Origin of the sequence: Actinoplanes hulinensis, from assembly GCF_019429605.1 — a bacterium.
Lineage (GTDB): Bacteria > Actinomycetota > Actinomycetes > Mycobacteriales > Micromonosporaceae > Actinoplanes > Actinoplanes campanulatus.
On the sequence record NZ_JAHXZI010000012.1, the window covers coordinates 102,114 to 123,526 of the forward strand.

16 protein-coding genes and 2 tRNA genes are annotated in these 21,413 nt (G+C 70.7%); 10 read left to right on the forward strand and 8 right to left on the reverse strand.

What is annotated here, in order from left to right; all coding sequences use genetic code 11:
* The first annotated feature begins 128 nt into the window (after positions 1-128).
* On the forward strand, positions 129-1,244 hold the full coding sequence (locus tag KZ829_RS23095; protein ID WP_220146010.1) for a YihY/virulence factor BrkB family protein: 1,116 nt from the start codon (positions 129-131) through the stop codon (positions 1,242-1,244).
* A 458-nt stretch (positions 1,245-1,702) separates the two neighbouring features.
* The gene (locus tag KZ829_RS23100) at positions 1,703-2,713 is read left to right on the forward strand and encodes an IolE/MocC family protein (RefSeq protein WP_220146011.1); all 1,011 of its coding nucleotides are present in this window, start codon (positions 1,703-1,705) and stop codon (positions 2,711-2,713) included.
* 49 nt (positions 2,714-2,762) lie between these two features.
* On the opposite strand, the gene KZ829_RS23105 is transcribed toward KZ829_RS23100, so the two are convergent.
* Complete coding sequence (locus KZ829_RS23105; protein ID WP_220146012.1) at positions 2,763-3,074, reverse strand: hypothetical protein; 312 nt, start codon at positions 3,072-3,074, stop codon at positions 2,763-2,765.
* Positions 3,075-3,309: 235 nt separating this feature from the next.
* Here KZ829_RS23105 and KZ829_RS23110 point away from each other — a divergent pair.
* The 4 genes from KZ829_RS23110 to KZ829_RS23125 all read left to right on the forward strand — a co-directional run bounded on the left by KZ829_RS23110 (position 3,310) and on the right by KZ829_RS23125 (position 5,238).
* Positions 3,310-3,382: transfer RNA gene (locus tag KZ829_RS23110), tRNA-Asn, on the forward strand.
* 273 nt (positions 3,383-3,655) lie between these two features.
* On the forward strand, positions 3,656-4,921 hold the full coding sequence (locus KZ829_RS23115) for an NAD(P)/FAD-dependent oxidoreductase (RefSeq protein WP_220146013.1): 1,266 nt from the start codon (positions 3,656-3,658) through the stop codon (positions 4,919-4,921).
* 21 nt (positions 4,922-4,942) lie between these two features.
* Positions 4,943-5,125: a hypothetical protein gene (locus KZ829_RS23120; RefSeq protein WP_183226254.1), complete on the forward strand. Its 183-nt coding sequence runs from the start codon at positions 4,943-4,945 to the stop codon at positions 5,123-5,125.
* A 39-nt stretch (positions 5,126-5,164) separates the two neighbouring features.
* Positions 5,165-5,238, forward strand: a tRNA-Ile gene (locus KZ829_RS23125).
* 31 nt (positions 5,239-5,269) lie between these two features.
* Here the strand turns inward: KZ829_RS23125 and KZ829_RS23130 are convergent.
* From KZ829_RS23130 to KZ829_RS23150, 5 genes are all read right to left on the reverse strand, one after another.
* Positions 5,270-7,387: a glycosyl hydrolase gene (locus KZ829_RS23130; RefSeq protein WP_246636114.1), complete on the reverse strand. Its 2,118-nt coding sequence runs from the start codon at positions 7,385-7,387 to the stop codon at positions 5,270-5,272.
* Between the two features lie 17 nt (positions 7,388-7,404).
* Positions 7,405-8,184, reverse strand: a complete 780-nt coding sequence (locus KZ829_RS23135; protein ID WP_220146015.1) for an HlyD family secretion protein — start codon at positions 8,182-8,184, stop codon at positions 7,405-7,407.
* A gap of 30 nt (positions 8,185-8,214) precedes the next feature.
* Positions 8,215-9,825 carry a glycosyltransferase family 2 protein gene (locus KZ829_RS23140; protein ID WP_220146016.1) on the reverse strand — a complete coding sequence of 537 codons (1,611 nt, stop codon included), beginning with the start codon at positions 9,823-9,825 and terminating at the stop codon, positions 8,215-8,217.
* 782 nt (positions 9,826-10,607) lie between these two features.
* On the reverse strand, positions 10,608-11,918 hold the full coding sequence (locus KZ829_RS23145; RefSeq protein WP_220146017.1) for a hypothetical protein: 1,311 nt from the start codon (positions 11,916-11,918) through the stop codon (positions 10,608-10,610).
* 32 nt (positions 11,919-11,950) lie between these two features.
* A complete protein-coding gene (locus KZ829_RS23150; RefSeq protein ID WP_220146018.1) occupies positions 11,951-13,027 on the reverse strand; it encodes a DUF2293 domain-containing protein in 1,077 nt (358 codons plus the stop codon).
* 153 nt (positions 13,028-13,180) lie between these two features.
* On the opposite strand from KZ829_RS23150, the gene KZ829_RS23155 reads away from it, so the two are divergent.
* The 3 genes from KZ829_RS23155 to KZ829_RS23165 are packed head-to-tail and all read left to right on the forward strand — an operon-like array spanning position 13,181 to position 17,900.
* On the forward strand, positions 13,181-13,981 hold the full coding sequence (locus KZ829_RS23155; protein ID WP_220146019.1) for a DUF4142 domain-containing protein: 801 nt from the start codon (positions 13,181-13,183) through the stop codon (positions 13,979-13,981).
* Between the two features lie 23 nt (positions 13,982-14,004).
* Positions 14,005-17,097 (forward strand): DUF4132 domain-containing protein, encoded by a 3,093-nt coding sequence (locus KZ829_RS23160; RefSeq protein ID WP_220146020.1) that lies wholly within the window; start codon positions 14,005-14,007, stop codon positions 17,095-17,097.
* Positions 17,098-17,132: 35 nt separating this feature from the next.
* Positions 17,133-17,900, forward strand: a complete 768-nt coding sequence (locus KZ829_RS23165) for an FkbM family methyltransferase (RefSeq protein WP_220146021.1) — start codon at positions 17,133-17,135, stop codon at positions 17,898-17,900.
* Between the two features lie 3 nt (positions 17,901-17,903).
* Here the strand turns inward: KZ829_RS23165 and KZ829_RS23170 are convergent, their stop codons facing one another.
* Both KZ829_RS23170 and KZ829_RS23175 read right to left on the reverse strand, forming a co-directional pair.
* Positions 17,904-18,656: a CDP-alcohol phosphatidyltransferase family protein gene (locus tag KZ829_RS23170; RefSeq protein WP_220146022.1), complete on the reverse strand. Its 753-nt coding sequence runs from the start codon at positions 18,654-18,656 to the stop codon at positions 17,904-17,906.
* 63 nt (positions 18,657-18,719) lie between these two features.
* Positions 18,720-19,541, reverse strand: coding sequence for a hypothetical protein (locus KZ829_RS23175; RefSeq protein ID WP_220146023.1), 822 nt, complete (start codon positions 19,539-19,541; stop codon positions 18,720-18,722).
* A 320-nt stretch (positions 19,542-19,861) separates the two neighbouring features.
* On the opposite strand from KZ829_RS23175, the gene KZ829_RS23180 reads away from it, so the two are divergent.
* The gene (locus KZ829_RS23180) at positions 19,862-21,346 is read left to right on the forward strand and encodes a glycoside hydrolase 5 family protein (RefSeq protein WP_246636115.1); all 1,485 of its coding nucleotides are present in this window, start codon (positions 19,862-19,864) and stop codon (positions 21,344-21,346) included.
* Positions 21,347-21,413 lie beyond the last annotated feature (67 nt).

Genomic DNA, 21,413 nt, shown 5'->3' on the forward strand with positions numbered 1-21,413 from the left:
GCGCCGCGGACGGTTAGCGGAACGCTCCAGCGGGCAACAGATGCGCAGGTCGTCCGTGCCCACCGTGCCGGGGACACGATGGGCGGACCGGCCGGGAGCCATCGCTGATGCCCGGAGGGAACCCCGCCATGAACCTGTTCCACAAGGCCGACGAGCAGGCCGCCACAACGGAGGACCGGGCAGCGTCCGAGGCGCGCCGGCAGGGCACCGCCGACTTCGATGTGGCCGCCGCGGCGACCGCCCGGACGGCCGAGGACCGCGACCGGGACCTGTCCGCCCCGGGGCCGGACGCCGGCCCGGACAGCCCGCTCCAGTTGCGGGGCAAGGGCATCGTCGCCGCCCTCAAACGGACCTTCAAGCAGTTCTCCGAGGACAACATCTCGGACTGGGCGGCCGCGCTGACCTACTACGGCGTCCTGTCGATCTTCCCGGGCCTGCTGGTGATCGTGTCGCTGCTCGGCATGCTCGGCAACGACGGGCAGCAGACGGTCCGGGACGCGGTCGACGACATCACCACCAACCAGCAGGCGCAGGAGTTCGTCGACCTGGTGCTCAACCAGGTGCAGGCCACCGGCAAGGCCGGGCTGACCGCGATCATCGGTATCGTGGTGGCGTTCTGGTCGGCGTCGGGGTACATCGGCGCCTTCATGCGCGCGTCGAACTCGATCTACGACGTGCCGGAGGGCCGGCCGATCTGGAAGACGCTGCCGATCCGGGTCGGCGTCACCGCGGTCGTCGGCGTCATGCTGATCGCCTCGGCCGCCATCGTGATCTTCACGGGTGAGCTGTCCCAGGTGGTCGGCGAGATGCTCGGGATGGGCGGGGTGGCCGTCACCACCTGGAACGTCGTCAAGTGGCCGGTCCTCGTGATGCTGGTCAGCCTGATGTTCGCGGTCCTCTACTGGGCCTCGCCGAACGCGAAGACCGGTGGCTTCCGCTGGGTCAGCCCGGGCGGCATCTTCGCCGTGGTCCTGTGGGTCGCCGCCTCCGCCGCGTTCGCGCTCTACCTGGCCAACTTCGCCAACTACAACGCGACGTACGGCACGCTCGGCGGTGTCATCGCCTTCCTGGTCTGGCTGTGGATCTCGAACATGGCGATCCTGCTCGGCGCCGAGCTCGACGCGGAGCTGGAGCGGGGCCGGGCCATCGCGGCCGGGCACCCGGCCGACGACGAGCCGTTCCTGGAACTGCGGGACACCCGCAAGCTCAAGAAGGGCAGCGAGCACGGCCTGAGTCAGCGCTGAATCACCCATCCGTGGTGCGGATGCGCGAGCAGTCGCCTCGTGCATCCGCACCGTCGTGCCTCGGCACGCGACGGACGCACGGGCAGGCGACGATTGCATGTCCGTTTGATCAGGATCTGAACAAGCCGACTGACCGACAATGCCTCTTCGTGACGGTCCGTGGGCGGCTACTCGCTGGTCACCCCAGTCTCAAAGATCTGCATGAATCGATGGGTGCGGCTGCTTTCGATCATGTTGTGGCTGGTGGCCACGTCGCACGGCGGGTGCGCCGGTGATCCGTCTCACGGCGCAGGCTCGTATCCGAGGGCAGGTGTTCCACGGATGGAGGCGGCGATGAGACCCCGGCACCGTCAGATCGGGCGATCGGGCCCAGGCATGGACATGGTCCATACTGGAACCGTCAGCGCGTGCGAATGCACGTGCACCTGCACGGGTGACCTCGTCCGGGGAGGAAATTGATGCGGCTGCGACATCCCTCCGGCCGGATCGTGCATCTCAGCTGCGGCATCAGCCTAGATCACGCGGAGGATCCGGCGTCCGTCGTCGGCCGGCTGGACGCGGCCAACAGCGCGCTCCGCGGCCACTTCGGCACCGGGCCGCTCACCGTCGCGCTCCGGCTGCCGTACCGTCTCGCTGCCGCACTCGCCGAGGACGGGCGCGCCCGGACCCGGCTGCGTACCGACCTCGACGCCCGCGGGCTCGAGGTGGTCACGCTGAGCGGCGCATCCGGTCCCGGCGGCGGCGCGGACGGCACGGAGACCGGTGCATCCGGTCCCGGCGGCGGCGCGGACGACTCGGAGGCCGGCGCAACCGGGTTCGAGGGCTCCGGCGCGGCCGGCACGGAGACCGGCGAGGACGGGCTCGAGGCCGACTGGAGCGAGCCGGCCCGCCTACGGCACACCCTCGACCTGGCCCGGATCCTGGTCGACCTGCTCCCGGCCGAGGAGGTCCGTGGCGCCGTCTGCACGTACGGGCTGGGCCGTGCCGACGACTGGGACGAGGCCCGGCAGCGGGCCGGCGCACGGCACCTGATGCGCCTCTCCGGCGGACTGGCCGACCTGGCCTGGCGGGTGGGCCGCGCCGTCCGGGCCGGCTTCCAGGCCGGCCCCGGCCTGGTGCTGGACACCCCCGAGCAGATCGTCACGGCACTCACCCGGGTCGACAAGGACCGGCTCGGCGTCTGTCTCGACCTGAGCACGGCGCTGCGCGACTGGCCCGCCCCGGAGGCCGGCATCGACCGGATGACCGACGCCGGCCTCTCCGTCATCACCGCCCTGATCACCGAGCCGGGCGCCGCCTGGCAACCGATGCTGCGCCACCTGCTCGCCGCCGACACCGCCCGCACGGAGTACGTGGTCGTCGACACCCCCGGCGGGGACGAGCGGCGCGCCGCCGACCTGGCGTACGTGCTGGCCGAACTCACCGCCCTCGGCCTGGTGCCCGAGCAGCAGCCCTGCACCGCCCCCTGAACAGCCGAAGGGCCACCCCGGACGAGGCGGCCCTTCGACTATCCGGCGGTCAGTACGTGGTGCCGGTGCCCTTCGAGGTGGAGAGGCTGTCACTGGGCGCGAGCAGCTCATCCGTCGTGGTCGAGCCGGTGGTGCCCGTGCTCAGCTTCTCGCCGAGCTTGGACGACTGGAGCTTGTCCTTGCCCTCGGTGTAGAGCTTGTTGGCCTGCGCCTGGGCGACGCCCGCGGCCTCCTGAACCGTCGGGTGCTGCCACACCTTCTGAGCACTGGCCCGGATCTCTTCGTACTTCTCCCGGCCGGCACGGCTGCCCAGGACGAAGCCCGCCGCGAGACCGGTGAGGAACATCAGCTTTCCGCGCATGGTGGCGGCTCCTTCCGTTGTTCGACGCGCATGCGTCTGCGGGGGTGCATACCCATCCTGGCGGCGTGGTACTCCCCGTGTCCTCATCCTGCCCGGGCGATACTTCGCAGCGGCACCGTTTCGGCATGCCGGGGGCGCCACGCCCACGGGGGTATCCCGTTGGTGAGGCGCCGCGGTGGTCATGTAGTCTGTTCAGCGTCGCCAGGGAGACCGGGCGACAGGCAGGACAGAGCAATCCCCGATAGCTCAATTGGCAGAGCAGCCGGCTGTTAACCGGCAGGTTATAGGTTCGAGTCCTATTCGGGGAGCAGTAACGACAATGCTCCGGACCACTGTGGTCCGGAGCATTATTGTTTTCCGGCCCCGTTTCGGCGACGTCCGCCTCTGATCAGGTGCGGCCGACCGGCCCCGATCCCGAGTGGCCCGACCGAGGTTACCGAGCGCGTGACGGCGATCCTTCTGAATCGGGCCGCGCGATGCCCGTACGTCTGCGTGGTTTGGGGTTGAAGGGCTTTCGCCTGCTCGGGCCAGCATGCGCGGTTACGCTGGGTTCCGCATTGATTGCAGCATGTGAGGTGGGCATGTCGGGGCCGGTAGAGGTGGACGTCGTCATCATCGGCGGCGGGCTCGCCGGGCTGTCCGCCGCTCGCCGGCTCGATCGGGCCGGCGTCGAGTGGCTGCTGATGGAGGCCTCCGACCGGCTGGGCGGCCGGGTCGCCACCGACGTCGTGGACGGCTGGCGGATGGACCGCGGATTCCAGGTGCTCAACACCGCCTATCCGCGGCTGCCCGCGCTCGTCGACGTGGACGCGCTGGACATGCGCTGGTTCACCTCCGGAGTGCTGGTGCGCCGCGGGCACAGCCTGCACCGGCTGGAGAACCCGCTGCGCGAACCGCTCGCCACCCCGCAGGCCCTGTTCTCCGGAATCGGCACCCTCGCCGACCGGCTCAAGTTCGCCGCGCTCGTCACCCGCTGCGCCACCCTGCCGGCGGCCCGGCTCCTCGAGATGCCGGAGACCACCACCCAGGCGATGCTGCGCGGCGCCGGCCTCTCCCACCGGATCATCGAGGAGGTGCTGCGGCCGTTCCTCTCCGGGGTGTTCGCCGACCGCTCCCTCGAGACGTCCAGCCACGTGGCCGCCATGGTGCTGCGCTCCTTCGCCCGCGGCCGGATCGGCGTCCCGGCCGCCGGGATGGCCGCGCTGCCCGCCGCGATCGCCGGACCGTTGCCCTTCCCGCAGTTGCTGATCGGCGCGCGGACCCTCTCCGTCGGCCCCGGCATGGTCGTCACCGAGGGTGGTGAGATCCGCTGCCGCGCCGTGATCGTCGCCACCGACCCGGTCAGCGCCGCCGCCCTGCTGCCCAGGCGGCTGCCCGTGCCGGACGTGCACAGCCTCACCACGTTCTACTTCGGGGCCGGCCATGCCCCCATCGACGAGCCCATCCTCCTGCTCGACGGCGATCGGCGGGAGATCATCGCCAACACCGTCGTGATGAGCAACGCCGCACCCGAATACGCCCCCGGTGGCAAGAGTCTCATCGCGGCCACCGTCGTCGGCGTCTCGGCGCCCTCCAGCGCGTCCGAGGCCGTGATCCGGGTCGAACTATCCCGAATGTACGGAACGCCGACCGACGACTGGGAACTGCTCAACGTGGTCTCCGTGCCGCAGGCCCTGCCCGCGGCCCGCCCGCCCCAGGCCCGGCTGCGCAAGCCGGTCAACCTCGGCGACGGCCTCTTCGTGGCCGGCGACCACCGCGACAGCCCCTCCATCCAGGGCGCACTGGCCGGAGGCTGGCGCGCCGCCGGAGCAGTCCTGGCGTCATTCGGCGCCCGGGTCGGGGTGTAATGCCCGATAAAGGGGGTTTCAATGAGCGACATCAGTCCAGAGAATTACGCTGAGTTCATCACCCAGGACGGACCCGAAAGCCCCAGCCGCTGCGAGGAGGAGGTGCCGAGAATCGAGGATCTCCAGCCCCCGTTCATGATGTCCGATCCCCGGCTGCAGACCATCCTCCTGCCGAAAATCCCTGGTGCGGTGATAGATCGCTAGGCTTGGGAGCGGGGCACGGGATAGTATCGCCGCCGGTACGGGCCGGTAGCTCAGTGGGTTAGAGCAGGGGACTCATAATCCCTCGGTCGCGGGTTCGAGTCCCGCCCGGCCCACCCTTGCCTTGCCGGATCTGGCCGTCGTTGGTCACCCTCCGGGTGCCCGGAGGGTTCGCGGAGCATCTGCGGGCCCGAACGCCAGAGACCCCACCGGCGCGGCGGTTTTCGGCTGTGGAGGTCCCAGCACGGCCAGAGCCTCGACCCAGTAGCGGACCATCGCCCGGCTGGTGCTTTCCTCTCGGGGAACGCCCGCGTCGAGCCGGCGGCGGGCAGCCTCCGGGTCGGAGAGGGCGAGGTCTGCGGCGAAGAGGTCGCCCCAGACCGTGGGCTTGTCGCCCAGTTCCTTCTGACGGGCGGCCGACGGACCGCGGTAGAACGCACCGGCCGTCAAGGGCAGCAGTTGGATGCCGAGGACGGACTCCGGCTTGGGGTCGAACCAGGTCGCATAGTCGATCTTGGCGTCCCAGACGATGCCCGCAGTGGTGTGCGCGTATCCGGCCTCGCGCGTCACCCCTTCGCCGAGCCAGTACATCCGGGCTGTCGCCGCCTCCAGAGCGTAGTGCGCGATGCCGTACCCGGTCATCGCCGCGTCGTCACGGACGACTCCCCAGCGGACTACGGCCTCCCAGGCCGCCACCGCTTCGCTGGACGACTCCTGATTGTTGCCGTCCGCGAAGGGGGCGAACCCGGACGCTGCCGAACTGCCCAGATAGGCGTTGAAGGCCCGGAACGGCGGCAGCCCGCTCGCGGGGCCGATCGCCAGTGAACCGGCGTAGTCGCGGACGATCAGGTCTACCACGTCGCCGTACTCGCGGGCGAATGTGGGATCGGCCGTTGCCAGCACGGCGGCGGCGCGGACCAGGTAGCCGTACTGGAAGTGATGGTCGTTGTAGTCCTGTGCGCCGAACTCGGCCGGGACGGCGATCAGTCCACCCCAGGTCGGGTCGTAGCCGAAGTAGCGCCCGTCGGACGGTCCCGTGTAGGTCAGCCAGTCGACTAGTTGCGGCCGCAACCGATCGAGCGCCGCCGTGCGCTGTGTGTCCGCCCCGGAGGCGGCCGCTACCTCGGCGACGGTGGACAGCCGGCCGAGTTCCTTGAGTCCGAAGTAGCTGCCGCCCGCGCCGGGCGGATCGGCCAGGTCACGATCCAGATCGGCCAGCACCGCTTTGTTCGCCGGCTTGCTCAGCGGCACCTTCGGCATAGCGGTGAGCAGGCCGGGCATCGGCATCCTGATCTGCACCGTGCCGGCCGTCACCAGGGACATCGTCCCCCTTGCGTCCGGATAGGAGCCCGTCAGCGGCGCCGGCCCGGCGGCCAGGCCGGCTTGGTGGTGCGGCAGCAGGGCCCACGCTCCGCCTCCGCCGGCGGCCCGGCGTGCGGTGAGCGCCTGAGTGACCGTCCCGGCCGTGGCGTCGTACGCCGTGGTGGCCGTGGTCTGCACGATCGGATCGCCGGTGCTGGCCTTCTCCCAGCTCGCCCGATCCTCGCCGGCCGGGACCCGGGCGACGGCGAGTCCCCGGCCCGACCCGGTGATGGTGGTCCCGGTCAGCGCCAGATCGGTGCCGAGAACGTCCCAGCGACCGCCCGCGATGTCGAGCCGAACCCGGGTGGGCGAGCTACCGACGTCGCGGAAGGTGCCGTTCACGGTGGGCGCCGCCCCGTCGAAGCGCAGCCACACCACCGGGCTGCCCTGCGCGAGGGTGACATCGACCCGGCCACCGCCGGCGAGCCCGACCCGGAGGACGACGTGGAAAGCGCCGTAGCTCACGACGGTCACCGCGCCGGTGGCCGTGCCGACGGTGAGGGCGGGCAGAAACGGGGTGATGACGGCGTTCGCGGAGGCGGTGAGCGACGCGCCGCTGATCTGCAGGCCGTCGGCGGCCGCCTGCACGGCCAGCGGGTGGGTCCAGATCGGCTGGGTACGGGGCCCGGTCAGTGCGGAGCTCCACCACTGGTTGGTCGGCACCGCTTGGCCGGTGAGGTCGCCGGCCTGGGTGGGGGCCTTGGTCGGGGCGGAGCCGGCCGGCAGCTTCTCGGCGATGCTTCCGCTGCCGGTCACCACGGGAATCGTGAGCGGCGACGCGGCGGCGTCCTCCATGACCGTTCCGGCGTTCTGCGGCGGCGCGGCCGGGACCCGGTCCGGCGGCGCCGCGTCGGGCGTGGAGGTGCACGCCGCCAGTGCGGTGAGAGCCGCGATCGCGGTCATGGTCCGGATGCGGCGGTTCATGCGCTGTTGACGGCGGGGGTGCTCCCGACGGCCGTGGTGGTGTCGACGACCACGGCGAACTGCAGCCCCGGCACCAGGGTCCGCACTGTCGCACGGGCCGCCGGGTCCGGCCGCAGCACGACGGTCAGCTCGTCCTCAGTGCTCGCCTGCTGGCCGGCATCGACCTTCGGCTCGACCTTCTCCAGCGTCGAGGTTATCCGGCGGGAGAGGCCGGGGCCCGTCATGTAGGCGGTCATCCCGAGGCGGAACTTGCGCAGCTTCTCCAGCGGCACGTCGACCGCGAAGGCGACCTTGGCCGGGTCGTACAGGGTGACGATCGGCTCACCGGCGCGGGCGATCTGTCCGGGAGCAACGTTGATCTTGGTGACGATGCCCGCGGCCGGCGCCTGCAACTTCTGCACTCGTCGCGTGGTCCCGTCTCCGTCGGCGGTCAGGGTGATGGTGGCCAGGACCGCGCCGGCGGTGACGCTGGTCCGCTCGGTGGCCAGCATGTCGGTGACGACCGCGGCGTCGGCCGAACCGACCGCGATCGGCTGCGCGATGAGCACGGCCGTGCCGGCATCCACCATGTTTCGTTCGGCGAGGCGCTGGCGCACGATGTGGGTGCCGCCCGTGCCGGCCGCTGCCAGCAAGATCAGCACTACCGAGCTGGTACGCGCGAGGCGCAGTGCGCTGCGTCCTCGGCGCTTCGGCGGCGGGGCAGCCGGTGCGGTGCGCTGAATGACTCTGGTCGCGTCGTTGTCGTGGGTTCTGACATTGTCGATCGTGGCGCTCATGGTCGTACCCTCTCGACGGTGTGGACCGGGTCAGGCGGTTGCCGCGACATGCCGCGGCTGGTGGGTGGTCTGTTCGCGGGCGGGCGGGAGCGGGGCATCCGGCGCTTCGGCCGGCGGCTTCGCGCCGTGCCGCAGCCGGCCGCCGGTGACTGATTCGAGGATCATCCGGCCGAGGATCAGAACGATCATGGAGGCCCAGCCGACGGACAGCCAGGTCGGCGCGGGATCGGCCATCACGAGCACACCGACCACGATGGCGGTGACGTTCAGCACCAACAGCGCGAACAGGGGCATGACCGCCCACAGCGACCGGGTGCCGTCGCCGCCGGCGTTGGTGGCCTTCCATCTCGCCGGTCGCCCGAGGAGCACGCCTCCGAGCGCTCGCAGATGTACCGGCGTCGCACCGATGCTGGCCACGATCGCCGACAACTTGAACCCGCCCGACTGCAGCCAGGTGACCAGCAGCACGGCCGCCTGGAACGGCAGGTAGTGGGTCGCCCATGCGAGGCCGTCGGCACGAATGGGGCTCAGCGCGAAGAGGAGGTAGAGCGCCGGGAAGAGCATGAAGGTCAGCATCGCCATGGACAGCAGGTAATGCGTACCGCAGAACAGGTACTGCAGTCGCTGGTCGATCGTCAGGCCGATGCCCCGCTTGAACAGTCGCCCGCGTAGCAGCACCTCGAAACCGCCGCTCGCCCAGCGCAGCTGCTGTTTCAGGTACGACGGGACATCCTGCGGGGCCAGCCCGCGAGCCAGCACCTGCGGGACGTAGATGGACCTCCAGCCGCGCTTGTGCAGCTCGATCGACGTCCAGATGTCCTCGGAGTTGCTGCCCGTCCAGATGCCGCCGATGTCGTCCAGCGCGGCCCGTCGGAACATCACGTTCGTGCCGACGCAGAAGGCGGCGTTGAAGCGGTTCTTGCCCGGGCAGACGAGCTCGTAGAAGATGCGCTGAGCTTCGCCGGAGCCGGTGGCGACCAGATTCACGTTGTTCGTGTAGAACTGCGGCGACTGGACGAACGCCACGTCCGGGTCGTGGAAGTGCGGCAGGGTGCTGAGCAGGAAGCCCGGCTCGGGCACATGGTCGGCGTCGAAGATGACCACGAACTCACCGCTGGCACGGGCCAGGCCGGCATTGACGTTGCCGGCTTTCGCATGCGCGCCGCCCGGGCGGCGCAGATAGTCGATGCCCACCTGGTCCGCGATCTCGCGCAGCTCATCGCTGTCGCCGTCGTCGAGCAGGAACGTCCGGTGTGGCAGGTCCATGTCCCGGGCCGCGATCATGGTGCGCCGGACCAGCGCCGGCTCCTCGCCGTACGCGGTGATGAAGACGTCGATGGACGGCGCATCCGAACCGGCCCGCAGCCGGTTGCGCCAAACCGTGGCGTCCACCGATTCGGGCCGGTCGTCGTGCGCCAGGATGGTCCACCACGTGCCGATCAGGTGCAGGGCGGTCAGGCCTTCGGCCGCCAGCATGGCGAACCACAGCCAGCCGGGCCCGCGGTACGCCGGGTTGAGCAGGAAGAGTTGATAGAACAGCGTGGCGCCGAGCGCCGCGATGATGGCTACGCGCGTCGAACGCTGCAGCGGCCGCCATGCCAGGCGAGCTGCTCGGGCCGGCGGAACTGGCGGTGCCGTCATGGATGCTCCCGAAAGCCTTCGATATTCAGCGCCGTGAATTCGGTGCCGTAGACCAGGAAACAGGAACATCTGCTGACGCGCGACACGTAGCTCCGAACATTAATATTCGGCACGGGTTACAAATTAGTGAAATTGGTGGCGTGCGTGTGGCTCAAAGATCTTTCTTTATTGCTTTGAATGACCCCTGAGCTGCGGCTAATCATGTTGGCGCGTTAAATCCTGATGACCTTTCGGTCTCTTGAATTTCACTATGAGATGTTGACCAGTGGGTGAGGTCACATGGTTCGCCCGGCGGCATGGTGATCCCTGTCTATGCAACCGAAACCTTGGTGACACGAGGCGGCCTCGACCGGCAGGGGGCTCGATCCCGCCGTCCCGTGCCGGGTTTCATTACCTGTCCCTTAATGGTGCTCATGAAGTAATGGAAACCTTCTATCAACTCAATCAACCTTGCGCCACCTATGGTGGGAGCTACCGGCGATCAAGGCCACCTTGAAGCCGTGCCGCTCCAGCGCGCGGACGATCCGCCTGCGGAAACCGACTTGCGCGGAGGCGACGGTGATGGAGAACTCGCGGGGAACACCGAATTCTTCAATGAGGCCGCACCTGTACCTGGCGGACCGGGGTGCGCGGCGGATCATGCTGCTTGGAATCGGGACGGCGAGGGACTGATGCGCGAGATCAAGCCGGGCTGTTGCCATCGGCCGCCGTGCCCGCGTTTCAGCTGGCTCAGCGGCGCCTGGCGGAGTTCGCCAGACGCCGCTGAGCTGGTGGTGGATTCGTCAGGGCTCGGTGGGCGTCAGTTCCCATCCGGTGACGACCATGTCCGACTCGAAGCCGTCCGCGGTGCGGGCACGGGCCATGACCTCCAGGTATCCCGCTCCTGGGGGCGTGGTGTGAATGAAGGTGGCGTTGCCGTTCTCGTCGGCGGCCACCACCTGCTCGGTGTTCCCGAAGTCGACGGAATAGACGAACTCGGCGACGTCCGGTGAGTCTGTACGCAATACGATCGTGACCGGCCGGCCCGCGGGTGACGGGGTGCCGTCGGTCGGCAGGTCGGGCGAGCTGATGGCCGGTCGCGGAACCTGCACCGGCACGTAGAGGTTCGCCCTGGCCTCGGGGGAGACCACGCCCTCCGTGGTCTGGCTGGTGACGGTCAGGAAGTTGTCTCCTCGCCGGTCAGGGGTGACGACGACGGTGCTGCGGCCCTCGGCATCGGCGGTGGCGGTCGCCGACGGGCCGTCGTTCAGCCGGTAGGTGAACGACACCGTCCCGGGCACCTGACTCGAGAGTTGGATCGTCCGCGGCTCGCCGACTGCGGCGCCCCAATTCTGGTCGAAGACCTTCGGCGTGTGGTCGATGACCCGGAAGGAGTAGTTCGTCTCGGGCGAGCGGTTGAGGGTACGGTCGATCGCCTGAACCGTGAGGACGTCCGTGCCCAGCATGGTCGGCGTGATCTCGACGGTGGCCCGGCCGTCACGGCCCACCGGCACCTCGCGCAGCCCGGACGTGGTCGTCGAGTACCGGAACTTCGCCACGTCCCGGTCGCCGCCGGCCACGGCGAACGTGAACTTCCCGGTGATGCCGACGCCGCCGCCCGGAGCGTTTTCCGGATAGTCGGCGGAGGTCACGACCGGGGCGTGCGGACGGGTCGTGTCGATGGTGAGGGTGCAGATGGGTGACCACGCCGACACGGCGCCCGCGGCGTCGGTGGCGCGAGCCTTCAGGTGATATTTCTGGCCGTTGGTCAGAGTGGCCGGGACCGTGGTGAACGCCGTTCCGGAATACGTCATCTCGGTGGCGGTCCAGTCGATGCGCCGAGCGGGTTCGCCGGCCGGCCAGATCACGAACGCCGGGGTCAGCGTCTCGCCCGGGATCGTGCCGAAGTCGGCGTCGGTGAACTGGGCGGTGACCTGCGGGCCGGTGGTGCCGACGAAGATGCCGCCGGGCGCGCAGGCAATGCCGCCGACCCTCAGGGACGTGGGGACGGCCGGCGGATTGTTGGCGGCCGCCGCCCAGCTCGGGGAGGCGGACAGGGCAAGGACGACGGTCGCTGCGGCGACTGTGGAGGCGCGGTAAGCAAGGAAGGCCATGAATCCCCCGCGGGTAGTGATGTGCGCCGATCCTATGGGTGATCGTCCACCTGGGTTGATCGGCGCCAGCGGGTGAGGATCCGGTCGATGGCGTCCCGGATCCGGATTCGGGCCTCGTCCCGGGGGACGCCGGACATCAGCAGGTCGTCGTACGGGGTTTCCTCGTGCCGGATCGACGCGATCACCGCGCGGGTCACCGCGTCCTGGTCGAGGGCCCGGCCCGCGGCGCTGCGGCCCACCCGGCCGCTGCCGCGGATGCTCGTGTGCCGGCTGATCGACTCCGCGCGGTCCGGTGGGCAGCCGGGGAACAGCCGGGTGATCTCGGCGGCCAGGTCGTGCTGGAATGTCTCGTCGGCGGCCTCGCGGCGTTCCCGGTCGCGTTCGCGGCGGCGGGCGCGGGCCTCCTCGTCGGACAGGCACTGCTGTTCGGCCTGGTCGAGTGCGGCCTGTTCGACCAGCAGGCCCTGGCGTTCGTGGCGTTTGCGGGAGCGGTTGAAGCGGACGACCACCGCGGAGAGCCGGCTGGCCGCCTTGGCGCGACGGGTCAGCGCCGCGTCGCCGGCCGGGAGGAACACCAGGTGGTCGAGGTCGGCACAGGTGAGGCAGATCGGGCCGGCGTCCTCCATCGTCAGCATCTCGGCGCCGCTGTGGCCGCAGCTCGCGCAGGTGAAGTCGCGCAGCGGCAGCACCACCACGAGATCCGGGGGCCGGCTCTGCCGGGCGGTCAGCCGGTCCCGCTGGCGCTCCGGCAGGTCCGCGGGCATCCAGTGGGTGCGGTAGGCCCGTTCCAGCGCGGGGTCGGCGGCGGCGGTGAAGCGCAGCGGCCGGCGGTCGCGGGTGGCGGACGGGTAGTCGACCTCGCTGGGGCGCAGACCGCGGCCCTCCACCCAGCGGTGGAAGATCTCCAGGGCGTCGGTGAGCCGGTCGGCGGAGACCGCCGCGACGGACTCCAGGTCTGGGGCCCGGCCCTGCCGCCAGTCGGTCACCAGCCCGGGTGGCAGCCACCCCATCCCGGTGAGCACGTCGAGTGGGCACACGTGACGCTGCCGCTCCAGGGCCTGCTCGGCCGCGGTCACCACGCGGCGTTCCAGCTTGGCGGCGGGCGGCATGGAGGCACGCTACCCCGCCCCGGGAACGGGTGGGCACAGATGGGCCACAGGTTTCGTGATCCGATCCGGTCAATGCTTCGTATCACCCTGTGTCCGCAAGTGTCGACGGGACTCGATGGGCCCTGGGCGGCACATGAGAACGAGGGAGGTTTGATGTCCGTGTGGCGCCGTCTGTGCAGTGCCGCGGTTCTCTCCGCCGCGCTGGTCATGCTCGTCCCGGATCCGGCGCGGGCCGCGCCGGACGTACCGGTGCCTCCCGAGAACCTGCTGCTGGACCGGGGGACCGGTTCGATCTCGGCCGCTGACAAGGATCTCGTCGTGAAGGTCCGTCTGGCCGGCCTGTGGGAGATCCCGGCGGGGGAGATGGCCCAGCAGAAGTCGAACAGCGCCCGGATCAAGCGGATCGGCCAGAACATCGCCGACCAGCATGCCGCGCTCGACGAGCTGGCCCGTGCCGCCGCGAAGGAACTGAAGATCGCCCTGCCCAACGAGCCGAACAGCGACCAGCAGGGCTGGCTCGACGAGATGGAGGCGGCGGACGGTCCCGAGTTCGACGCGATCTACATCGAACGGCTGCGGTCCGCGCACGGCAAGATCTTCCCGGCGATCGCGACGATCCGGGCGAGCACCCGCAACGACACCGTCCGCAAGCTGGCCCAGCAGGCGAACCAGTTCGTCATGACGCACATGACCCTGCTGGAGAGCAGCGGGATCGTGGACTTCGCCGCACTGCCGACCGCGCCGGCCCCGAACGCGGCGGCCAGCAGCAAGCCGGCCACCCAGGTCCTCTCCGCGGCCGAACAGAACTCCGGTGAGAGCGGCACGAACATGCCGCTGATCGCCGCGGCCCTGGCCGGCGGGCTGGTCGTGGGCGGCCTCGTCACCCGGCAGATCGTCGGTGGCCGCGGCCGGAACGGGTACCGGTCGAGGCGCCCACGCTATTACGGAGGCTGAATCCTCGTCGCTAGGGTGTCGCGATGACCTCGTCGACGGATGGTGTGATCGTCACCGATTGGCTCCGTAGGGTCCTGCACCCGCGCCGGGGTGGCATCGTCACCGGCATCCGGCCGCTCGCCGGGGTCGACGACGCCTGGGCCGGGCTGCGGCGCGGCGTCTGGGCGCAGGACGCCGCGATCCGGGCGAACTCCACCGAGTCGTCGCGGGTGTGGCAGCTGGTCACCTCGTCCGCCGTGGAGGACCGGGCTCTCGGCGCCCGGCTGCTCGGCGAGGCGGCCCGGATCGGTGACGAGGGGGAGGACCACGCGCTGGTCCGGGCGGTCCGCGAGCGGTTCCAGTACGTCGATCACGGCGCCGACGAGTGGCTGGCCGACTTCCTGGTGGCCGCCCACGGTCTGCCCGAGGCGTGCCGGCGGGTGCTCGGCGGCTTCCACGCCGACCTGCCGTACACCGGGGTGGGTGTCTTCGGCCGCCTGCGGGAGCTGCTGGTGACGGCCGACGCGGCGACGTACGCCCAGGCCCGTGACGTGCTGCTGGACGTCCGGGACCGGATGGCGAAGGAGATCACCGGCAGCCTCCGCGCCGACCTGTTCTGGGCGGTCACCTATCTGCTGCCGCTCGGTCCGCAGGCGGGGCCGGAGGAGCGGGCCGCGCACGCCGAGGCGATGTCGTACGTCGGCCGGTTCGGCAACGCCGCGGTGCACGCCTCCGGGCTGGCCGCCGGCGACCTGGACACCCTGGAACGCTTCCTGCACGCCAACGACCGGGTGCGGCACGAGTTCTTCGCCGGCCGGATCTACCTGTCCGGTGTCGTGGAGACGGCGGGCGCGGCGGCCGGCCCGGTGCTGGCACGGATGCGGCCGGACTCCCCGTACCGCGACGACCCGCACTACAACGGCATCTGGTGCGGTCTGCTCGCTCACGTCGACGACGACACGGCCCGGGCCGCGCTGGACGAGCAGCGCCGCGCCGGGCACACGTGGGCGACCGGATTCACCGTTCCGGAAACGGCGCGGGTGGGCGTACAGGATGGATCGCCTTGTCCTTATCAGCCGCCGAAGGCGGTTTTTCCCGCCTGGCTGGACGTGGCCGTGCCGGTGGAGCCGGTGCTGCGCCTCCGCGACGCCGAGCGGGAGGAGGCCGAGCAGAAGGGCGTGAACGAGAGCGCCGAGCAGTGGGACGGTGTGCCGATCGGGCGGTGCGACACCGCCGCGGTGACCGCCTGGCTGGAGCATCGCGAGCGCTGGGCGATCCCGGCGACGCTGCCCGCACTGGCTCTCGCGCCGCGCTGGACCCATGAGCGGCTGATGGCCCTCGGCTTCACCCACTACCACTACTGGGTGCGGTCGCTGGTCCCGTTGCTGCTGCTCAGGCACGGGGTGAGTCACGTCGCGCCGCTGCTGTCGGCGTTCGGCGACGCGGCGTGCGCGGAGGCGGCGCTGGAGGTGGCGCAGCCGGTCGGGCACGCGTCGCTGGCCGCGCCGATGGCCCGCGCCTTCGCCGGGAAGAAGCATCGCCGCCTGGCCCGTTCCTGGCTGCTGCGCCATCCGGAGCACGCGGCCGCCGGGACGGTGGCGCTGTGGCGCACTGAACCGGACGACCCGGCGACCGGGCGGGTGCTGCGCTGTCTCGACGCGCAGGGGCACCGGGCGCTGCTCACGGCCCAGGCCGCCGACCGGGCCGCGGACCTGGTCACGCTCCTGGAACGGGACCCGCTCGACGCGCCGAAGGCCAGGAAGCCGAAGATCCCGGCCTATCTGACGGGCACGCCGCTGCCTCCGCTCACGGCCGCCGACGGCAGCCGGGCGACAACCGACGATCAAGACCATTTCCTGGTACGCCTGGCGTCGTGCGACACCGACGAGGTGCACCCGGCCGTCCTCGCCGCCCGGAACCGCTGGACCGCCGTGTCCCGGGCCGCCTTCGCGGACGCGCTGTTCGACCGCTGGGTGGCGGCCGGGGCGCCGGCCGCCGACGGCTGGTGCATGCAGGCGGTGGGCCTGATCGGCGACGACGCGGGCGCCCGGCGGCTGGCCGCGCACGCCCGGCAGTGGGCCGGGAACAACGCGGCGGCCCGTGCCCAGGCCGCCCTCGACGCGCTGCGGCACCGCGGCACCGACGCCGCCCTGATCGAGTTGAGCCTGCTCGCCGAGCGTTCCCGGTTCCCGGTCTTCAAGAGCCGCGCCCGGGAGCACATCGAGTCGATCGCCGACCTGCGCGGGCTCACCCCGGACGAGCTGGCCGACCGGCTGGTGCCGTCGCTCGGCCTCGACGAGGAGGGCGGGGACGTCCTCGACACCGGCGCCGGCACGTTCCGGGTCGGCTTCGACCACCAACTGGCCCCGGTCCTGCGGGACACCGGCGGCCGGATCCTCGCCGACCTGCCCCGGGGCGGCGACCCGCAGCGACGTAGGGCGGCCAAGGACCGGCTCACCGCGCTGCGCAAGGAGGCCCGCGCCTCGGCGTCGCTGCACGTGGCCCGGCTGGAACGGGCGATGTGCGCCCAGCGGCGGATCCCGGCCCCGATCTTCCGGGACCGGTTCGCGGCCCACCCGTGGACGACCCACCTGGCCCGCCGCCTGGTCTGGGGCGTCTTCGACGGCGAGACCCTGACCGGCACGATCCGGGTCGCCGAGGACGGCACGCCGGCCACCGTGGACGACGACCTGGCCGCGCTGCCGGACGACGCGACCCTCAGCGTGCTGCATCCGCTGCTCCTCCGGGACGGCGAGCCGGCCGCCTGGGGCGCGGTCTTCGCCGACTATCAGCTGCTCCAGCCGTTCGCGCAGCTCGACCGGCCGGTCCATCGGGACCTTCGGGACCTGCACCGGTACGCCGGGCGCGAGACCACCTACGCCGTGCTGCGCGGCCTGGAACGACGAGGCTGGACGCGCTGGTACGACGCCGCCGTCCAGATGGCGAAACCGCTGGGCGGGGGTGTGCACGCGCTGCTGCGCACCGATCCGGGCTGGCACGCCTCGGACACCGTCGACACCGCCCCGCCGCAGACCGTCGTCGACGTGATCCTGGTCGGTGCGGGCGGTCGGGGTCCCGGGGATCTGCCGCCGGTGGTCTTCTCGGAACTGGTGCACGATCTGCGCGTATTCGACTGAGTCGGTCGCGCATCCAAGAATTGCTATAATCCGGTATGCAATTCAACCGTGCAGCTCTGGACTCGCTCAAAGCCGATCCGGCGGCCTCGCCCATTCACCGGTCGCTCGGTTTCTACTACGGAAATGCGGAGCACGACGCGGCGCTGGACGCGTTCTACGCGCGTTTCGTGGGGCCCGGCGATCTGGTCTTCGACGTCGGGGCGCACGTGGGGGACCGGATCGGGAGTTTCCGGCGGCTCGGGGCGCGGGTCGTCGCGGTGGAGCCACAGCCGCTCTGCCTGCGCGCGATCCGGGAGATCTACGCAGGTGACGACGATGTGGTGGCGATTCCGGCGGTGTGCGGCGGGTCCACCGGGACGGTCGACTTCTATGTCAACTCGGCGAATCCCACGGTGTCCACGGCGTCCAGCGACTTCGTCCGGGCCGCCGACGGCGCCGACGGGTGGCAGGGTCAGGTGTGGGACGAGCAGTTCCGGGTCAGGTCCGTGACGCTCGATTCACTGATCGCCGAACACGGGATTCCGGCATTCGTGAAAATCGACGTCGAAGGGTTCGAGGAAACGGTTCTCTCAGGCCTGAGCAGTTCCGTTCCGGCGCTGTCCTTCGAATTCACGACAATTGAGCGGGAAGTGGCGCTGCGCTGTCTCGACCGGGTCACCGGGCTCGGTTTCAAGGAGTTCGACATCGCGATGGGCGAGTCGATGTCGATGACCTTCCCGGAGTGGGTGGGCCGGGACGAGATGGCCACCCACGTCCGGGAGCTGCCGCACGAGGCGAACGCCGGCGACATCTACTGCCGCTGAGCCCTAGACGGTGGTGGCGGCGGGTTCCGCCTCCAGGGATCCGCTCCACCAGGGGGCCTCACGGCGCAGCGACTCCTGCTGCCACAGCCAGCGGACGTCCTTGCCGAACGACCAGACCAGCGAGGCGATGCTGACCGCGATACAGGCCTGCGCCAGCGGGACCGGCAGCAGGCCGGCGCTCGTCACCACCAGGACGGCGCCCTGCGAGGCGGCCACCACCTTGCGGGAGAACCGCGGCGGCAGCGCGCCGTTCAGCCAGGGCATCGGGTAGGACGCGAGCACGTAGGCGTACCGGAAGAGGCCGATACCGACCGCCCACCAGCCCAGCGTGGTGCCCAGGTAGACACTCAGCGTGATGGCCAGGACCGAGTCGGCCTCCATGTCGAACCGGGCGCCGAACTGCGAGGTGGTGCCGGTCCGCCGGGCGATCTGGCCGTCCAGGCCGTCGCACGCCAGGGACACCGCGGCCAGCCCGATCAGCGCGACGTGGTGGGTGTTCCCGGCGACCGCGTCGGCGGTGAGGGCGATCACCCCGCCGGTCAGGATCAGCCGTCCGAAGGTGACGGTGTCGGCGTGCCCCCAGCGGTGGCCGTGGTGGTGTTCCAGGGAACGGCCCAGCAGCGTCCACGTACCGGCCGCGAAGACGATCCCGGCCAGCCAGCCCGCCGCCCCGAGCCCGACGGTAGCCCCCAGCAGGAGCAGGACGGTTGCTTGCACGATGCCGCCGAGGACCAATGGGCGTGCCGGAACCGTCACTATTCCTCCTGTAGCCGCTCGTTCACCTGCCGTCCGGTAACACGGCTCGGGGCGGCGGGCGGTTCAGCCGGAGATCTTGAATTCGGTGGGCGCGCCGAGCCGGTCCGCGATCCGCTCGGCGTACGCGGTCAGGAAGGACTGCCGGACGGTGCGGCTCTTCGAGTCGATCAGGTTCATGGCCCGGGCCGCCTGCGCCAGCAGCGAACCGAACAGCAGCTCGGTGGCGTACAGGCCGGTCACCGGCCCGGTGACGTCGACCAGGCCGAACTCCTGCATCCAGACGGCGTGGCAGCCGTTCGCCGCGGCCACCGCCCGCAGCAGCTGTGCCTTCGGCTGCTCGTACGGGTTGTCCACGGCGATCCGCCGCCCACCCGTGCGCCCGTCCCCGGTGTTCTTCCGGAGCAGTTCCTGTGCCGCCAGGGTGCGGGCCTCCGCGATCTCGGCGTCGTCGGTGCCCTCGGCCTCGGCCAGCAGCCCCCGTACCCGGTCCAGCAGTTGCCGGCCGGGCTCACCGGCCGGCGCCGGGCTGACCGGCCCGACGTGCGGCATCGACGTGAGCAGGCGCAGCACCTGGACCATCGACTCGATGGCGGTGGTCCGGTCGAGCCCGTTGCGGTCCGCCCACTCCGGCAGTGGTTCCGGCCCGGTGACGAGCCGGCTGTGCCGGGCGCTGTGCTCCCGCCGTACCGCCCGGACCATCTCGGACGTCTGCCATCCACGCTGTCCGGCCCGTTCGATCTCGCCGTGCAGGGCCGCGAGCAGCCTTCGGTCGACCTCGCGCGGGTCGGCGCTCGCGGCCAGCCGGAGGCCGGCCCCGCTGTCGAGATCGAGCGGGGTGTCAGCGACCGGCCGTTGGGCCGGGATGCGAGGCCGGCCTGCCGCCAACCGCTTCACCTTGTGTCGTTTCCGGCTGTTCCAGCGCACGGGAGGTTCACCTTGCTGTCGGAGTCGGGTTTCTTCCGGCCACCTCACCATCCGGGGTGGAGGGCCCGCCGGGTTTCGTGGGCCGTTGCACCCGATCGGGCAGTCGGCTACCGATCCGCAACCTCCGGCTGGGTCACCGACCGCTGGCGGGTAGTAACCCGGGAGCAGGTACCCCATTTGCAACCTTTCTGCAGGGGGTCAAACTTTGCAGCATCAGCCGCAGCCCGCCGAACGAGAGGCTTACCACCGAAGAGCAACAATGAGAGAGGCGTGATCTTTCCTTGCGCAGCTTCCGTGCCCGTGCCGCTGTTGTCGCCTCCTCCGTCCTGATGAGCCTCGGTCTCTGCGCCGCGCCCGCCCTGGCCGAGGGCCAGACCTCCACCATGGCGCTGACCTCGGCCACCCTGGCCGACCGGCTCACCGCGGTGAAGTCGGCCAAGTCCATCAACTACTACCCGTCGAACGCCGGCTGGTCAGCGATGTGGACCGGCTTCGACGCCGTCCAGATCGACACCGACCTGGCCAAGGTGGCGGAACTCGGCGCGGACAACGTCCGGGTGATCGTCTTCCCGCAGGTGTTCGGCTACCCGGCGCCGAAGGCGGAGTACACCGAGAAGCTGCGCAAGTTCATCAGCATCGCCGACGCGCACGGGCTCACCGTCAAGGTGACCCTCTTCGACTGGTGGGCCGGTTACTCCGACGTCGCCGGCAGCGTCGCCTGGGCCAAGGCCGTGCTGGACCCGTACGCGGGTGACCCGCGGGTCCTCGCCGTCGAGGTGAAGAACGAGATCCAGCCCGGCGACGCGGCCGCGATGACCTGGGTGAAGCAGTTCATCCCGGCGTTCCGGTCCGCGATCCCGAACCTGCCGCTGACCCTCTCGGTGGACGGTGGCACCGGCGCGGCCGGCATGGCGCAGATCAAGTCGGCGCTGACCGCCGCCCCGCTCGACTACTACGACTTCCACTTCTACGGCAACTCGGAGCGGGCTCTCCCGGAGATCCGCAAGGCGCAGTCCGCCGTCGCCCCGACCCCCGTCGTGATCGGTGAGACCGGCGTCAGCAGCGCGGTCTACAGCGAGGGCGAGCAGGCCATCTACCTGGCCCGGGTCTTCCGCGCCGCGACCGAGGCCGGAATCGCCTCGGTTTCGCCGTGGACGCTGAACGACTTCTCGGCCGGCGCCATCCCCACCAACTCGGTCGTGTCGACGATGCCCGCCCAGTACAAGTTCGGCCTGTTCCGCGCCGACGGCACCCCGAAGCTGGCCGCCACCGTGGTCCGGACCGCCTTCTCCGGCGTGCCGATGCCGAACAGCCTCCTCAACCTGAGCTTCGAGGCGGCGGAGATCGACTCGCCGTGGCGGCTGACCAACACCGCCGCCGGTACGGCCGTGATCACCACCGGGATGGCCCGTACCGGGGTCCTGTCGGCGTGCTTCTCCGGCACCACCCGCACCGCCGGCGGTCTGCCCGGCCTGGTCCTCTCGCCGATCACGCCGGTGCAGCCCGGCTACCGCTGGCGGGCCGAGGCGTACGCCCGCGGCGTCAACGCGACCGGCATCACCGAGATCGCGCTGAGCTGGTTCGACGCGAACGGCAAGTGGATCAGCCAGAACACCTCGAACCGTCTCCCGGCGGGCAACACGAGCTGGACCAAGCTGGTGGTCGAGACGGTCGCCGCTCCGGCCGGCGCCTACGCGGTGCAGCTGCACCTCAAGTCCGGCGACAACACCGGGACCGTGTGGTTCGACGACGCGGCGATCAGCTGACCGATGCGATACGAAAGGCGGGCGCGAGCCCGCCTTTCGCCGCTTCAGGCAAGCTGGAGAGACGGGC

Excerpts from the sequence above, each read along its gene's own strand:
- KZ829_RS23095 (WP_220146010.1), top strand. The coding sequence starts at position 129 with ATGAACCTGTTCCACAAGGCCGACGAGCAGGCCGCCACAACGGAGGAC.
- KZ829_RS23155 (WP_220146019.1), top strand. The coding sequence starts at position 13,181 with ATGTCCGTGTGGCGCCGTCTGTGCAGTGCCGCGGTTCTCTCCGCCGCG.
- KZ829_RS23105 (WP_220146012.1), bottom strand. The coding sequence starts at position 3,074 with ATGCGCGGAAAGCTGATGTTCCTCACCGGTCTCGCGGCGGGCTTCGTC.
- KZ829_RS23135 (WP_220146015.1), bottom strand. The coding sequence starts at position 8,184 with ATGAGCGCCACGATCGACAATGTCAGAACCCACGACAACGACGCGACC.
- KZ829_RS23150 (WP_220146018.1), bottom strand. The coding sequence starts at position 13,027 with ATGCCGCCCGCCGCCAAGCTGGAACGCCGCGTGGTGACCGCGGCCGAG.
- KZ829_RS23165 (WP_220146021.1), top strand. The coding sequence starts at position 17,133 with ATGCAATTCAACCGTGCAGCTCTGGACTCGCTCAAAGCCGATCCGGCG.
- KZ829_RS23160 (WP_220146020.1), top strand. The coding sequence starts at position 14,005 with ATGACCTCGTCGACGGATGGTGTGATCGTCACCGATTGGCTCCGTAGG.
- KZ829_RS23140 (WP_220146016.1), bottom strand. The coding sequence starts at position 9,825 with ATGACGGCACCGCCAGTTCCGCCGGCCCGAGCAGCTCGCCTGGCATGG.
- KZ829_RS23145 (WP_220146017.1), bottom strand. The coding sequence starts at position 11,918 with ATGGCCTTCCTTGCTTACCGCGCCTCCACAGTCGCCGCAGCGACCGTC.
- KZ829_RS23130 (WP_246636114.1), bottom strand. The coding sequence starts at position 7,387 with ATGACCGCGATCGCGGCTCTCACCGCACTGGCGGCGTGCACCTCCACG.
- KZ829_RS23120 (WP_183226254.1), top strand. The coding sequence starts at position 4,943 with ATGAGCGACATCAGTCCAGAGAATTACGCTGAGTTCATCACCCAGGAC.
- KZ829_RS23100 (WP_220146011.1), top strand. The coding sequence starts at position 1,703 with ATGCGGCTGCGACATCCCTCCGGCCGGATCGTGCATCTCAGCTGCGGC.
- KZ829_RS23115 (WP_220146013.1), top strand. The coding sequence starts at position 3,656 with ATGTCGGGGCCGGTAGAGGTGGACGTCGTCATCATCGGCGGCGGGCTC.